Source organism: Pseudodonghicola sp., assembly GCF_048268305.1.
Lineage (GTDB): Bacteria > Pseudomonadota > Alphaproteobacteria > Rhodobacterales > Rhodobacteraceae > Pseudodonghicola.
The window spans coordinates 22,331-35,427 of record NZ_JBLWVT010000009.1; the positions used below are offsets into that span (position 1 = coordinate 22,331).

At 64.6% G+C, this 13,097-nt stretch carries 15 protein-coding genes; 8 read left to right on the forward strand and 7 right to left on the reverse strand.

Annotation, left to right across the window (positions count from 1 at the left end; translation table 11 throughout):
- Window positions 1–135: 135 nt before the first annotated feature.
- Entirely contained in the window at window positions 136–519 is a 384-nt protein-coding gene (locus tag ACN0V4_RS16785; protein WP_417678199.1) for a VOC family protein, read from the reverse strand.
- Between the two features lie 87 nt (window positions 520–606).
- On the opposite strand from ACN0V4_RS16785, the gene soxR reads away from it, so the two are divergent.
- The 4 genes from soxR to ACN0V4_RS16805 all read left to right on the forward strand — a co-directional run bounded on the left by soxR (window position 607) and on the right by ACN0V4_RS16805 (window position 5,520).
- Window positions 607–1,074: a redox-sensitive transcriptional activator SoxR gene (soxR, locus tag ACN0V4_RS16790; RefSeq protein WP_417678201.1), complete on the forward strand. Its 468-nt coding sequence runs from the start codon at window positions 607–609 to the stop codon at window positions 1,072–1,074.
- A gap of 139 nt (window positions 1,075–1,213) precedes the next feature.
- Window positions 1,214–2,863, forward strand: a complete 1,650-nt coding sequence (locus tag ACN0V4_RS16795; protein ID WP_417678203.1) for a 4Fe-4S dicluster domain-containing protein — start codon at window positions 1,214–1,216, stop codon at window positions 2,861–2,863.
- 79 nt (window positions 2,864–2,942) lie between these two features.
- A complete protein-coding gene (locus ACN0V4_RS16800; RefSeq protein WP_417678205.1) occupies window positions 2,943–4,715 on the forward strand; it encodes a tetratricopeptide repeat protein in 1,773 nt (590 codons plus the stop codon).
- Entirely contained in the window at window positions 4,705–5,520 is an 816-nt protein-coding gene (locus ACN0V4_RS16805) for a 4-(cytidine 5'-diphospho)-2-C-methyl-D-erythritol kinase (RefSeq protein WP_417678207.1), read from the forward strand. Before ACN0V4_RS16800 ends, ACN0V4_RS16805 begins: the two co-directional genes overlap by 11 nt.
- Window positions 5,521–5,618: 98 nt before the next feature.
- On the opposite strand, the gene ACN0V4_RS16810 is transcribed toward ACN0V4_RS16805, so the two are convergent.
- A complete protein-coding gene (locus tag ACN0V4_RS16810) occupies window positions 5,619–6,617 on the reverse strand; it encodes a polyprenyl synthetase family protein (protein WP_417678209.1) in 999 nt (332 codons plus the stop codon).
- Between the two features lie 57 nt (window positions 6,618–6,674).
- Here ACN0V4_RS16810 and ACN0V4_RS16815 point away from each other — a divergent pair, with 57 nt between their 5' ends.
- From ACN0V4_RS16815 to ACN0V4_RS16825, 3 genes are all read left to right on the forward strand, one after another.
- The gene (locus ACN0V4_RS16815; protein WP_417678211.1) at window positions 6,675–6,890 is read left to right on the forward strand and encodes a DUF2007 domain-containing protein; all 216 of its coding nucleotides are present in this window, start codon (window positions 6,675–6,677) and stop codon (window positions 6,888–6,890) included.
- Window positions 6,887–7,657 carry a tRNA1(Val) (adenine(37)-N6)-methyltransferase gene (locus tag ACN0V4_RS16820; RefSeq protein WP_417678213.1) on the forward strand — a complete coding sequence of 257 codons (771 nt, stop codon included), beginning with the start codon at window positions 6,887–6,889 and terminating at the stop codon, window positions 7,655–7,657. The genes ACN0V4_RS16815 and ACN0V4_RS16820 overlap by 4 nt, the downstream gene beginning before the upstream one ends.
- 135 nt (window positions 7,658–7,792) lie before the next feature.
- Window positions 7,793–7,957: a YdcH family protein gene (locus ACN0V4_RS16825; protein WP_417678215.1), complete on the forward strand. Its 165-nt coding sequence runs from the start codon at window positions 7,793–7,795 to the stop codon at window positions 7,955–7,957.
- Between the two features lie 268 nt (window positions 7,958–8,225).
- On the opposite strand, the gene phbB is transcribed toward ACN0V4_RS16825, so the two are convergent.
- From phbB to ACN0V4_RS16840, 3 genes are all read right to left on the reverse strand, one after another.
- A complete protein-coding gene (gene phbB, locus ACN0V4_RS16830) occupies window positions 8,226–8,948 on the reverse strand; it encodes an acetoacetyl-CoA reductase (RefSeq protein ID WP_417678217.1) in 723 nt (240 codons plus the stop codon).
- A gap of 188 nt (window positions 8,949–9,136) precedes the next feature.
- Window positions 9,137–10,312, reverse strand: a complete 1,176-nt coding sequence (locus tag ACN0V4_RS16835) for an acetyl-CoA C-acetyltransferase (protein ID WP_417678219.1) — start codon at window positions 10,310–10,312, stop codon at window positions 9,137–9,139.
- A 160-nt stretch (window positions 10,313–10,472) separates the two neighbouring features.
- Window positions 10,473–11,312: an EAL domain-containing protein gene (locus ACN0V4_RS16840; RefSeq protein WP_417678221.1), complete on the reverse strand. Its 840-nt coding sequence runs from the start codon at window positions 11,310–11,312 to the stop codon at window positions 10,473–10,475.
- A gap of 111 nt (window positions 11,313–11,423) precedes the next feature.
- Between ACN0V4_RS16840 and ACN0V4_RS16845 the strand changes: the two genes are divergently transcribed.
- Window positions 11,424–12,011, forward strand: a complete 588-nt coding sequence (locus tag ACN0V4_RS16845; protein ID WP_417678223.1) for a DNA-3-methyladenine glycosylase I — start codon at window positions 11,424–11,426, stop codon at window positions 12,009–12,011.
- Here ACN0V4_RS16845 and ACN0V4_RS16850 read toward each other — a convergent pair.
- Complete coding sequence (locus ACN0V4_RS16850; RefSeq protein WP_417678225.1) at window positions 12,008–12,394, reverse strand: hypothetical protein; 387 nt, start codon at window positions 12,392–12,394, stop codon at window positions 12,008–12,010. The two genes, ACN0V4_RS16845 and ACN0V4_RS16850, sit on opposite strands and share 4 nt — an antisense overlap.
- A gap of 121 nt (window positions 12,395–12,515) precedes the next feature.
- Entirely contained in the window at window positions 12,516–13,082 is a 567-nt protein-coding gene (locus ACN0V4_RS16855; RefSeq protein ID WP_417678227.1) for a TlpA family protein disulfide reductase, read from the reverse strand.
- Window positions 13,083–13,097 lie beyond the last annotated feature (15 nt).

Here is a 13,097-nt window from a genome sequence, read left to right on the forward strand (position 1 = left end):
TGACCCAAACGCAGGGCAGAATGCAAGAGGGCTGCGCGGCCGGGGCGGCGAGATGCCTATCGCCGGTACTCCGGCGGCGGCGGGGAAGCGGGAGGCGGACCCCAGCAGAAAGGGGAGGTGGCCAGTGGCAGAAACTCAGTCATCATAGGCCACTATCTCGAATTCGATGCCATTGTCGTCGTCGAAATAGAACCGTTTTCCGGGCTCGTAAGCGGCATGGCTGTGGGGGGTGAAGCCTGCGGCCTTCACTTGGGCCTCGGCCGCGTCGATATCGCGCACGACGATTCCCAGGTGATTCAGCCCGCCTTGGCGGGAATAGCGCGGCTCGCCCGGTTGCAGCGGCGTTGTCGGCCGGTAAAGCGCCAGATAGCTCGTCTCGCTGCCCACATGGACGGTATAGCCGCCATTGAGCGCCGGGCCAGACCAGCGCTTTGTCCAGCCGAACACCTGTTGCAGCCAGGCGGCCGTGGCGTCGGGATCCGCGACGGTGAGGTTGGTGTGTTCCAGTTCAGAGGTCATTGGCCTGTCCTTTCCGTTTTGCCTTGACCTGATCCGGTCTAATTTCTCAACCTAACTTGAGGTCAAGAGATTTCTGAGAGGGATGGCATGCCACAGCAGAACGAGCCTCGGGCAGGGGTGTCGATCGGGGTCCTTGCCGGGCGTACCGGCCTGGCGGTCTCGGCGATCCGCTATTACGAGGATCAGGGGCTGATCACCCCCTGGCGCAATGCCGGCGGTCAGCGGCGGTTCCTGCGCGCCGATATCCGCCGGCTCAGCTTTGTGCGGATTGCGCAGCAGCTCGGGTTCACCTTGCCCGAGATTCGCGATCTGCTGGCCGAATTGCCCAATGGGCGCACCCCGACGCCGGCGGATTGGAGCCGCATGGGCGACCGGTTCCGGGCCCGTCTGGACGCGCGAATCGAAACCCTGCAACGGCTGCGCGACGATCTGGATGGCTGCATCGGCTGCGGCTGTCTGTCCCTGCCGAAATGCGCCCTGTACAATCCCGGCGACCGGGCGGCGCAAAAAGGCGAGGGGCCACGCTATCTTATGGGAGACAGACCGGAAATCTGACCGGATGTGCGAAATCCTCGCCGCCTTTGCTGACGCGGTGTTGCGATTGACCGAAGGGGCTGCCAAAAGGTAACGAGCCACGAAAGATTGTTGCCCCTGACGCGGGCACTTGAAGAAGATCTAGCCAGGGAGCCGCTCAATGGCCGAAATTGAACGCGAAGCGATGGAATATGACGTTGTGATCGTCGGGGCCGGCCCTGCTGGTCTCTCCGCCGCCATCCGCCTGAAACAGCTCGACGCCGATCTGAACGTGGTCGTTCTTGAAAAGGGCTCTGAAGTCGGCGCGCATATTCTGTCGGGGGCCGTGCTGGATCCGGTCGGTCTGACCGCGCTGATCCCGGACTGGAAGGAAAAGGGCGCGCCGCTGAACACGCCGGTGATCGAGGACAACTTCCTCATGCTGGGCGAGGGCGGCAAGATCCGCGTGCCGAACTGGCCGATGCCGCCGCTGATGAACAACCACGGCAACTATATCGTCTCGATGGCCAATGTCTGCCGCTGGATGGCGGAACAGGCCGAGGAGATGGGCATCGAAATCTTCCCCGGCATGTCCTGCTCGGAGCTGGTCTATGGCGACAACGGCGAAGTGAAGGGCGTGGTCGCGGGCGAGTTCGGCAAGAACCCCGATGGCACCCCCGGCCCGTCGTATGAGCCGGGCATGGAGCTGCACGGCAAATATGTCTTCCTCTCCGAAGGTGCCCGCGGGTCGCTGTCGAAAGAGGTGATCGCGAAATATGACCTGTCGAAGGGTCATTGCCCGCAGAAATTCGGTCTCGGCATGAAAGAGATCTGGGAGATCGACCCGGCCAAGCACAAGCTGGGCTCGGTCACCCATACGATGGGCTGGCCGCTGGGATCGAACGCCGGCGGCGGGTCGTTCATCTATCACCTTGAGAACAATCAGGTTTACATCGGTTTCGTGGTTCACCTGAATTATGAGAACCCCTATCTCTTCCCCTATATGGAATTCCAGCGCTTCAAGCATCACCCGATGATCGCCGAGCTGCTGGAAGGCGGCAAGCGGGTGGCCTATGGCGCGCGTGCCATCACCGAAGGCGGCTGGCAGTCGATGCCGAAGATGGTCGCCCCCGGCGTGGCGCTGCTGGGCTGCTCGGTCGGCATGGTCAACGTGCCGCGCATCAAGGGCAATCACAATGCGATGCTGTCGGGCAAGGCCGCGGCCGAGGCGGCCTATGAGGCGATCCAGGCCGGTCGTTCGGCTGACGAGCTGACGGCCTATGAAACCGAAGTGCGCACCGGCGCCATCGGCCAGGATCTGAAGAAGGTCCGCAACGTCAAGCCGATGTGGTCGAAATGGGGTCTGCTGCCGTCGCTGGCCTTTGGCGGGCTCGACATGTGGACCAATACCTTCGGCTTCTCGTTCTTCGGTACGCTGAAGCATGGCAAGAGCGATGCGGCGGCCACTGGCGAGGCGAAGAATTTCAAGCCGATCGACTATCCGAAACCGGATGGCAAGATCAGCTTTGACCGGCTCACCAACGTGTCGTTCAGCTTCACCAACCACGAGGAAAGCCAGCCCTGCCACCTGCAGCTGAAGGACCCGTCGATCCCGCTGAAGGTGAACCTGCCGAAATATGCGGAACCGGCGCAGCGCTATTGCCCGGCCGGGGTCTATGAGGTGGTCGAGGAAGAGGGCAAGGAGCCGCGCTTCGTGATCAACTTCCAGAACTGCGTCCACTGCAAGACCTGCGACATCAAGGATCCCAGCCAGAACATCAACTGGACCACGCCGCAGGGTGGGGACGGCCCGAACTATCCCAATATGTAACCAAGCAATGACAGAACGCGCCCGGAAACGGGCGTGTTCTTGCCCTTGTCTGCGGTTCAGCCTAGCTTGGGGCTGTCGCATGAAGAGAGGCAGATTTCCGGTGACAACCCTTTTTCGTCGCATGGCCACCGCCCTTTTGGCCGTGTCGGTCGCATTCCCGGCGCCACTCTGGGCGCAAACCGCCGAGACGTCTCCGCAACAACCCCTGCTAGAGGTCGGCGCTGGCGCCTATCTCGCCGGGCGATATGCGTTGTTCGAAAGCAATTTCGCCGCCTCGGCAGAATATTTTGCCCGTGCCCTGGCGGATGATCCCGACAATCCGGGGCTGATGGAAAGCCTGGTGCTGTCGCAGCTCGCGCTGGGGCGGGTCGATCTGGCCCTGCCGGTGGCGGAGCGGATGACGGCCAGCGGGCTGCAAAGCCAGGCGGCGCGGATGGCGATCGCCGCCGACCGGATCGAGCGTGAGGATTTCGGGCCGCTGATCACGGCCAACAGCGACAAGGATGGCATCGGCCCGCTGATCGACGGGTTGCTCGCGGCCTGGGCCTATATGGGCACCGGCTCGGTCTCCAAGGCGCTGGAGCGGTTCGATGCGGTTGCCGATGAAAAGGGCGTGCGCAGTTTCGCGCTTTATCAGAAGGCGCTGGCGCTGGCGCTGGTCGGCGATTTCGAGGGGGCCGAGGCGATCTATGCCGACGAGACCACGGGCCTGTCCGGCCTGTCGCGTCGGGCGGTGATCGCGCGGGCCGAGATCCTGTCGCAGCTTGGTCGAGACGAGGCGGCGCTCGAGGCGATCAGCGAGGCCTTCGGGGCGACGCTTGATCCGGCGCTGATGGCGATGGCCGAGCGGCTGAAGGCGGGCGAGGTGGTGCCCTTCGATCAGGTGACCAGCATCCGCGACGGCATGGCCGAGGTGTTCTTTACTATCGGCGCGGCGCTGAAGGGCGAGGCGTCAGAGGACTACGCGCTGATCTATGCCCGCATCGCCACCTATCTGCGCCCCGATCATATCGACGCGCTGCTGCTCTGCGCCGATCTGCTGGACAAGCTGGGGCAATACGATCTGGCGGAGGAGACCTTCAAGCAGGTCCCGGCCAATAGCCCCGACTATCATGCCGCAGAACTGGGCCGGGCCGAGGTGCTGCGCCGCGCCGGCAGAATCGAGGCGGCGATCGAGGTATTGGAGCGGCTGGCGCGCGACTATCCCAGGCTGCCGACGGTCAACAGTGCGCTGGGCGATCTGCTGCGGCAGCAGGAGGATTACAAGGGCGCCGTCGCCGCTTATGACAAGGCGCTGGAATATACCGACGAAGGCGCTCCGGGAGAGTGGTTCCTGCTCTATGCCCGCGGCATCTCGCATGAGCGTCTGAAGCAGTGGGACGCGGCCGAGGCCGATTTCCGTCATGCGTTGCAGCTCTATCCCGACCAGCCGCAGGTGCTGAACTATCTGGGCTATTCCATGGTCGAGCGGAAGGCCAACCTGGACGAGGCGCTGGCGATGATCCAGCGCGCCGCCGAGGCCCAGCCAGACAGTGGCTATATCGTCGATTCGCTGGGCTGGGTGCTTTATCGCATGGGCCGCTATGACGAGGCGGTCAGCCAGATGGAACGCGCGGTCGAGCTGATGGCGGTCGATCCGGTGGTCAATGATCACCTGGGCGATGTCTATTGGGCGGTGGGCCGCAAGCGCGAGGCGGAGTTCCAGTGGAAGCGGGCGCTGTCCTTTATCAAGTCCGACGACAGCGACAACGAGGCCGACCCGGCCCGGATCCGGCGCAAGCTGGAGGTGGGGCTCGACAAGGTGCTGGAGGAAGAGGGGGCGCCGCCCCTGCGTGCCCCCCATGGCGATTGAGCTTGGCGCCCCGGTCAAGATCAACCTGACGCTGCATGTCACCGGCCAGCGCGATGACGGCTATCACCTGCTCGATTCGCTGGTGGTCTTCGCGCCCCTGGGCGATCGGCTCTGGGTGGAGCCGGCCTGTCGGATGGAGCTGGAGGTAACCGGCCCCTTCGCCGCAGGCGTGCCCGAGGATGGGCGCAATCTGGTTTGGCGGGCCGCCGATCTGGCCGGGCAGACCCTGCGGATCCGGCTGGAAAAGAACCTGCCCCATGGCGCCGGCATCGGCGGGGGCTCCTCGGACGCGGCGGCGATCCTGCGGACCTTCGACGCGCCCGAGCGGGCGATCGAACTGGGCGCCGACGTGCCGGTCTGCCTGTCGTCCCGGCCGCAGCGGATGGAAGGCATGGGCGAGCGGCTGAGCCGCGCCACGGGGGTGCCGGCGCTGCCCCTGGTGCTGGTGAATCCGGGCGTGTCCCTGCCGACGCCGGCGGTGTTCACGGCGCTGACGGCGAAGGAAAACCCCGGCATGGAGCGGCTGGGGGACTGGCCCGACAGGGCGGGCTTTGTGGAATGGCTGGGGGCGCAGCGCAACGATCTGGAACCGCCAGCCCGCGCCCTGGCCCCGGTGATCGGCGATGTGCTGGCCGCCCTTGCGGCGGCGGGATGCGATCTGGCCCGCATGTCGGGATCGGGCGCCACCTGCTTCGGCCTCTTCGCCTCTGACGCGGCGGCGGCACAGGCCGCCGAGCGGCTGGCCCGCGCCCATCCCGGCTGGTGGGTTCGCAGCTGTGAGACCATCCCCAGCGCCGACATCTGACCGGCCTGGAGGGAATGTGGCCGGATCGTGGTGCCAAGCCCGATGCGCCCCGTCGGGGCGCAGCCTCCGGCGGGGATATTTTCAGCTAGAAAAAGGGCTCAGGACAGGCGCGAGACCACATAGGCCGCGAGATCGTGCAGCATGGTGCGGAGCTCGTGGTCGGGCAGGGTGGTCAGCGCCGCCTGCGCCTTTTGCGCCCAGGCCTCGGCGTCGAGCCGGGTGGCTGTCAGGGTGTCGTATTTTGCCATCAGGGCCAGCGCCCGGTCGAGATCGCCGTCCTGCTGCTGCCCCTTCTCGATGGTGCGCTGCCAGAAGGCATATTCTTCGTCGGTTGCCTTGGCCACGGCCTTGATCACCGGCAGGGTCAGCTTGCGTTCGCGGAAATCGTCGCCGACATTCTTGCCAGTGGCCGAGCTGTCGCCCTGATAATCGAGCAGGTCGTCGGCGATCTGGAAGGCAATCCCCAGCGCGTCGCCATAGTCGAACAGCGCCCGCACCTGCGGTTCGGCTGCGCCGGCGATGACACCGCCGGCCTCGGTCGCCGCCGAAAAGAGCGCCGCGGTCTTGCCGCGGGCCACTTGCAGATAGACCTCTTCATTGGTCTTCAGATCGGTCGCCGCGGTCATCTGCAGCACCTCGCCCTCGGAAATCGTGGCGGAGGCGTTCGAGAGGATCTCAAGCACCCGCAGGCTGCCGGTCTCGACCATGAGCTGGAAGCTGCGCGAGAACAGATAGTCCCCGACCAGAACGCTCGACTTGTTGTCCCACAACAGGTTGGCGGTGGGACGGCCGCGTCGCTTTTCGCTTTCGTCGACCACGTCGTCGTGCAGCAGCGTCGCGGTATGGATGAATTCCACCGCCGTGGCGAGGCCGATGTGGTGGTCGCCCTGATAGCCTGAGAGTTTGGCGGCGGCCAGCGTCAGCATCGGACGCAGCCGCTTGCCGCCGGCCCCGACGAGATGGGCCGTGATTTCGGGAATGCGGGGGGCGTGATCGGAATGCATCCGCTGCCGGATCAGCCGGTCGACCCCAGCCATTTCGTCAGAGAGCGCGGCCGCCAGGCGGTCATGGGGTTTCGTGACGATACTGATATTCATGGCGCTTTCATCCCCAAGGCTCGACATCCTGCGCGGCTTGCCCTTACATCCCGTGTTATGAAGGAACTTTTGCGCAGCACCGATCCGACCGTCATGGCATTTGCCTCGGCCCTTCTCGAGGGTGAGGGTATAGACTGCTTTCAAATGGACGTAAATATGAGCGTTCTCGAGGGCGGCATCGGCATCTTTCCCCGTCGCATGATGGTGCGGGAGGAGGATTACGAGGAGGCGCTGCAGGCGATGCGGGACAATGGCATCCCGCTGGGCCGGTGAGCCGATTTGCCGAAACGGAGCTGAGCTGTGACGCCTTTCTGGGCGGGCGGCTGCGGCTGTTCCAGCCGAAGGCGGGCTATCGCGCCGGAGTCGATCCGGTGCTGCTGGCGGCTGCGGTTCCGGCCAGGCCCGGGCAGGCGGTGCTGGAGCTGGGCTGTGGCGCGGGGGCGGCGATCCTGTGTCTTGGCGCGCGGGTGGCGGGGCTTGGTCTGACCGGGGTGGAGCTGCAGCCGGCCTATGCCGATCTGGCGCGGCGCAATGCGGCGCAGAACGGGCAGGCGCTGGAGCTTTATTGCGCCGATCTGGTGGTCCTGCCCGAGGCGCTGCGGCAACGCCAGTTCGATCATGTAATCGCCAATCCACCCTATTTCCGCCCCGGGGCGCATTCGCGGGCCGAGGATCCGGGGCGCGCCACCGCCTTGGGTGAGGCGGAGACGCCGCTGGAGCTGTGGATTGCCACCGCGGCGCGGCGGCTGATGCCGAAGGGCTATCTGCACATGATCCAGCGCGCCGACCGCCTGCCTGAGATGCTGTCGGCCTGTCAGGGACGACTCGGATCGCTCGAGATCCTGCCGCTTGCGGCACGCACGGGGCGGGCGCCGGATCTGGTGATTCTGCGCGCCCGCAAGGGGGGGCGTGCGGCCTTCCGTCTGCATGCGCCGGTGGTCCTGCACCAGGGCGGGCGGCATGTGCGGGATGGGGAAAGCTATCGCGCTGAAATTTCTGATGTTTTGCGCGATGCTGCGGGTCTGTTCTGGCCTGCCTGAGCAGTTTGTGAAGAATCGTCACCAAATCGTTTGGGGCAAGATGTCGCTTTTATGACGTTCTCGCGCGTCTGCAGCGTGACAGGTGGGAAAACTTGTGCTCCACTATCTAGGCATCACTGTCAGAGGAGGATTGCCATGAGCGTTAGTTCGTACCTGTCGGAACTGAAGCGGAAGCATGAAAGTCTGAGCTGCGAGGTGGAGCAGGCGCAGCGCGCGCCCGGAATGGATGCGCTGCATTTGGTCTCCCTGAAGAAACGCAAGCTGAAACTGAAAGAAGAGATCGAACGCCTGTCGAACTGATCCCGCGCTGAAAGGCGCTGGATGATTTGACACGCGCAGAGCCCTTCGCCGGGCAGGGGATGTGAACCGCTGTGACGCCGCTCAGATGGGCGTATGGTGCTACTCTCCCTCTCGGCGGGTGGAAGATTTTCGCCCAAAGGGATGGCGATTTCCACCCGTTTGGGTGACCTCTCCAGCAGAAATAACCAGGGCCGGCTTGTGCCGGCCCTGCAAGGACTAAGGTTTTCGGGAACTCGGTCGCAGAGACTCGGTCGTGGCGCCTTGCGCTTCAGACGAAGAACTGGCCACCGTTCGCCGTGAGGGTCGAGCCGGTGATGAAGCCCGCATCGTCAGAGGCCAGGAAGGCGACGCAGCGGGCGATTTCCTCGGGCTCTCCCAGCCGGCCGACGGGGATTTGCGAAATGATCGCCTCGCGAACCTTCTCCGGCACAGCCATCACCATATCGGTGGCGATATAGCCCGGGCAGATCGCATTGGCGGTGACATTGAACCGGGCCCCTTCCTGGGCGAGCGACTTGACGATGCCCAGATCCCCGGCCTTGGTCGCGGCATAGTTGACTTGGCCGAACTGCCCCTTCTGCCCGTTGATCGAGCTGATCACGATGACGCGGCCGAACTTGCGGTCGCGCATGCCGGGCCAGATCGGATGGACGGTGTTGAACACGCCGGTCAGGTTGGTGTTGACCACCTCGTGCCATTGCTCGGGCGTCATCTTGTGGAAGGGGGCGTCACGGGTGATGCCGGCATTGGCCACCACAACGTCGATCGGGCCCAGATCGGCCTCGACCCGGGCGATGCCGGCCTTGCTGTCCTCATAGTCGCCGACATTCCACTTATAGGTCTTGATGCCGGTCTCTGCGCTGAATTTCGCTGCAGCTTCATCATTGCCGGCATAAGTGGCGGCGACGGCATAGCCCTGGGCCTTCAGGGTCTGGGAAATCGCCGCGCCGATCCCGCGCGAGCCGCCGGTGACGAGTGCTGTACGTGCCATTGAGGTTTCCTCCGCTTTCAAATTCTCTTGGTAATGCTGTTACATATTTTGCTTTGTATTCGCAATAATATTTCGCAATGAAATCCCCCGCTTCGGGGGGAATATGTCGCCCGATGAGCAAAACCTTGCTGGACAAAAGAAAAGGGCGCCCGGAGGCGCCCTGTCCGAATTTTGTCTCAGCCGTCGCGTTACGGGCGCTCAAGGCACAGAGCCACGCCCATGCCGCCGCCGATGCAAAGCGTGGCGAGGCCCTTCTTGGCGTCGCGGCGCTTCATTTCGAACAGCAGCGTGTTCAGGATACGGCAGCCCGAGGCGCCGATCGGGTGGCCGATGGCGATGGCGCCGCCGTTGACGTTGACGATTGCCGGATCCCAGCCCATGTCGGCGTTGACCGCCAGCGCCTGGGCGGCGAAGGCTTCGTTGGCCTCCACCAGGTCGAGGTCGGACACGCTCCAGCCGGCCTTCGCCAGCGCCTTGCGCGAGGCGGGAATCGGGCCGGTGCCCATCAGCGCCGGATCGACGCCGGCGGTTGCCCAGGAGGCGATGCGGGCCAGCGGTTCGATGCCGCGCTTCTCGGCTTCCTCGGCGGACATCAACAGCGCGGCGGCAGCGCCGTCATTGATGCCCGAGGCATTGCCGGCGGTGACGGTGCCGTCCTTCATGAAGGCCGGGCGCAGCCGCGCCATCGCGTCCAGCGTGGCGCCGGCGCGAACGTATTCGTCCGTATCCATCACCGTCTCGCCCTTGCGGCCCTTGATGATGAAGGGGATGATCTCGTCGGCGAACTTGCCGGCCTTTTGCGCGGCTTCAGCCTTGTTCTGGCTGGCGACGGCGAACTCATCCTGCATCTCGCGGGTCAGTTGCCATTTGGCCGCGACGTTCTCGGCGGTCTGGCCCATGTGATAGCCGTTGAAGGCGTCCCACAGCCCGTCCTTGATCATCGTGTCGATGAAGCTCATGTCGCCCATCTTGTGGCCGGCGCGCAGCGCGGCGGCATGGGGGCTGAGGCTCATGCTTTCCTGGCCGCCGGCGGCGACGATCGCGGCGTCGCCCAGTTGGATCTGCTGCGCGGCCAGCGCCACCGCCCGCAGACCCGAGCCGCAGACCTGGTTGATGCCCCAGGCAGCGCTTTCGATCGGCAGGCCCGCGTTGATATGGGCCTGGCGGGCAGGGTTCTGGCCCTGAGCGGCTGTCAGCACCTGGCCAAGGATGGTTTCCGAGACCTCCTCCTTGGCGATGCCGGCGCGTTCGACCACCGCTTCGAGAACTGCCGCACCCAGCTCATGCGCCGGGATATTGGCGAACGATCCGTTGAAGCTCCCGACGCCGGTACGCGCCGCCGATGCGATAACTACATTTGTCATGTGATCCGGTCCTTTGCCATCCAGAGGGCGGTATCCTCCTGATCCGGCCACTGGGGCGAACAACGCCGCCACCCGGGGGCCGCCGCCCCGATATGTCAGGTGATACCGGATTGCTGCATCCGCAGCAACAACAGCCGTGCTGCTGCGGCATTCGTTGGGATCAGCCGGCGGCGCGGACCCCGTCCTTTTCGGCCCAGTCGGGCCGCAGCGTCGGGGCGCCGAACAGATAGCCCTGCATGCAGTCGATGCCGAGCGTCATCAGATATTCGGCATCCTCGCTCTGTTCCACCGATTCGGCGATGATCAGCATGTCGAACTCGCGGGCCATGGCGATCAGCGCGCGCAACATCGCCTGGGTGTCGCGGTCGCGGTGCACGCCGCGAATATACTGGCCGTCGATCTTCACCGCGTCGAAGAAGAAATCGCGGAAATGCCGGATGTTAATGGCGCCGGAGCCGAAGTCGTCCAGGGCGAAGGCGATGCCATGGCCCTGCAGCCGATCCATGAAGTCGATCACCAGTTCCGGCACCGTCATGGCAGAGGTTTCGCTGATTTCCAGGGTCAGCCGTTCGCCCAGCCGCTCGTCCCGGCGCAGGGCGCTGTTCAGCGTCTGCATCCAGCGGCTGTAGCCGATCGACCGGGCCGACATGTTCACCGACAGCCGCAGTGTGGGATGCTGCATCAGCGCCTGCAGCCCGGTGTCGAGCGCGAGGCAGTCGATTTCGCGGCCAAGCTCGGTGTTTTCCACCACCGGCATGAAGTCGCGGGCGGGGATCACCCGGCCGGTTTCGTCGAGGATGCGAATCAGCCCCTCATAGAAGGCGACGTTGTGCGGGGCGCGAGCCTGGACCACCGGCTGGAAGGCCAGCAGGCATTGTTTATGACGGACGGCCTGGGCCACCATGTCGAGCGTGGAGCGATCGCGTGCCGCGAGCGCGGCGTTCAGCGGGCTGTCGAAGCCTTCGGACTGTTCGGCAAAGCGGGTGCGGGTGCTGTTCATTCCGGTCTCTCGGATTCTGGTTTAAGGATCAGTTCAAAGAGGAGCGTCCGCGAAATTCCTTTAGGGGCTATTAACGCTGTCGCGATTTGCATGTGGTCGAAGGGAAATGTCATGGACACAACGGGGGAGCGCTGCGGCTGGGTCGGGACGGAGCAGATATATCTGGCCTATCACGACACCGAATGGGGGGTGCCGGAGTGGAACAGCCGGGCGCTGTGGGAAAAGCTGATTCTCGACGGGTTCCAGGCCGGGCTGAGCTGGATCACGATCCTGAAGAAGCGCGACAATTTCCGCGCCGCCTTCGCGGGGTTCGACCCGAATGTGATCGCCGCCTGGGGCGAAGCCGAGGTGGCGCGGCTACTTGCCGAGCCCGGCATCGTGCGCCATCGCGGCAAGATCGAGGCGACCATCGGCAATGCCCGCGCCTGGCAGAAGATCGAGGCAGAACAGGGCTTTGACCGCTATCTGTGGGAGTTCATCGGCGGCGCGCCGATCCAGAACCGCTGGACGACGCTGGCCGAGGTGCCGGCCTCGACCCCGCTGTCCGAGGCGCTGTCGAAGGATCTGAGAAAACGCGGTTTCCGCTTCTGCGGCCCCACCATCGTCTATGCCTTCATGCAGGCGGTGGGGATGGTGAACGATCATCTGGTGGGCTGCCCTTGCCACGCCCGGGTGCGCGATCTGGGCGTGAACGCCTAGCCTGCGTCCAGCAGGTTCAGCCAGCGGGGGCGTTCGAAATCGTCGAGCGTCAGCAGTGCCTCGGGCGTGTCGAAGTCGTGGAAGACGATGCGAAGCGTTCCGCCCTCGTCGAGAAGGTCGAAATCCAGCAGTCGGCGCACGATGATCTCTCGCCCGGAACTCCAGACCAGCGCCGGCCCCTCGTCACTGAGAATCAGGGCGGCGTGGCGATCATGCGACAGGGTGATCTGACGGATGATTTCGCCCGCCGCGGCATCAAGCCAGGCCTCGCGTGCGCTTTCCTCGTCCAGCAGGGCGCGGCGGGGGCGGCTGGCCATATTCAGCATCACCGCCAGAACCGCGACGGCAAGCGAGACCAGGATCACGATAAGATAGGTGGGCATTCCATTCCCCTTTGTGCGGATATAACCCCGGGCAAAGGGCTGCTGTCAAAAGGGAATGGCCGGTTCCGGGCCCATCTGTCCGCCTGCCGTTGCGGCGATCGGCGCTCTGGCTGCGGCCGGCTCAGGCGTCGTCCAGCAGCAGCGCCGCGATGATCGCCTTGGCGCTGTCCGATCCCCAGTCGGCATCTCCCATCAGCCGGCCGATCTCGCGCCCCTCGGGGTCGATGATGACGGTGACCGGTAGCCCCAGCACCGCCATGTCCCGCGCCAGCGCCTGTTTCGGATCCTGGAACCGGGGCAGGTCGGTCACGCCGATTTCGTCGAAAAACTTCTTGATCCCGGCGGGGGTGTTGCGGCCGGTGGCGATGGTGACCACCTGGAAGCGGTCGCCGCCGAAATCCTCCTGCAGGGCGGCGAGCATCGGCATCTCCTTCCGGCAGGGGGCGCACCAGGTGGCCCAGAAGTTCAGCAGGACATATTTGCCGCGGTAATCCGCCAGGGTTCCGGTGCCCGCCCCATCGGCAAGCTGGAACGGCTGATCCGACACCGGTTTCGCGTCGCTGTGCAGGGTCAGCTTCTTCATGTCGCCCTCGCGCAGCCCTTCGAGATCCGAGATGTCGGCGGCAAAGGCTGCGTTTGCACCCAGAAGCAGGGCCATATAAAGGGTCAGGGAACGGAACAGACGCATATTATCCTCGGTGCA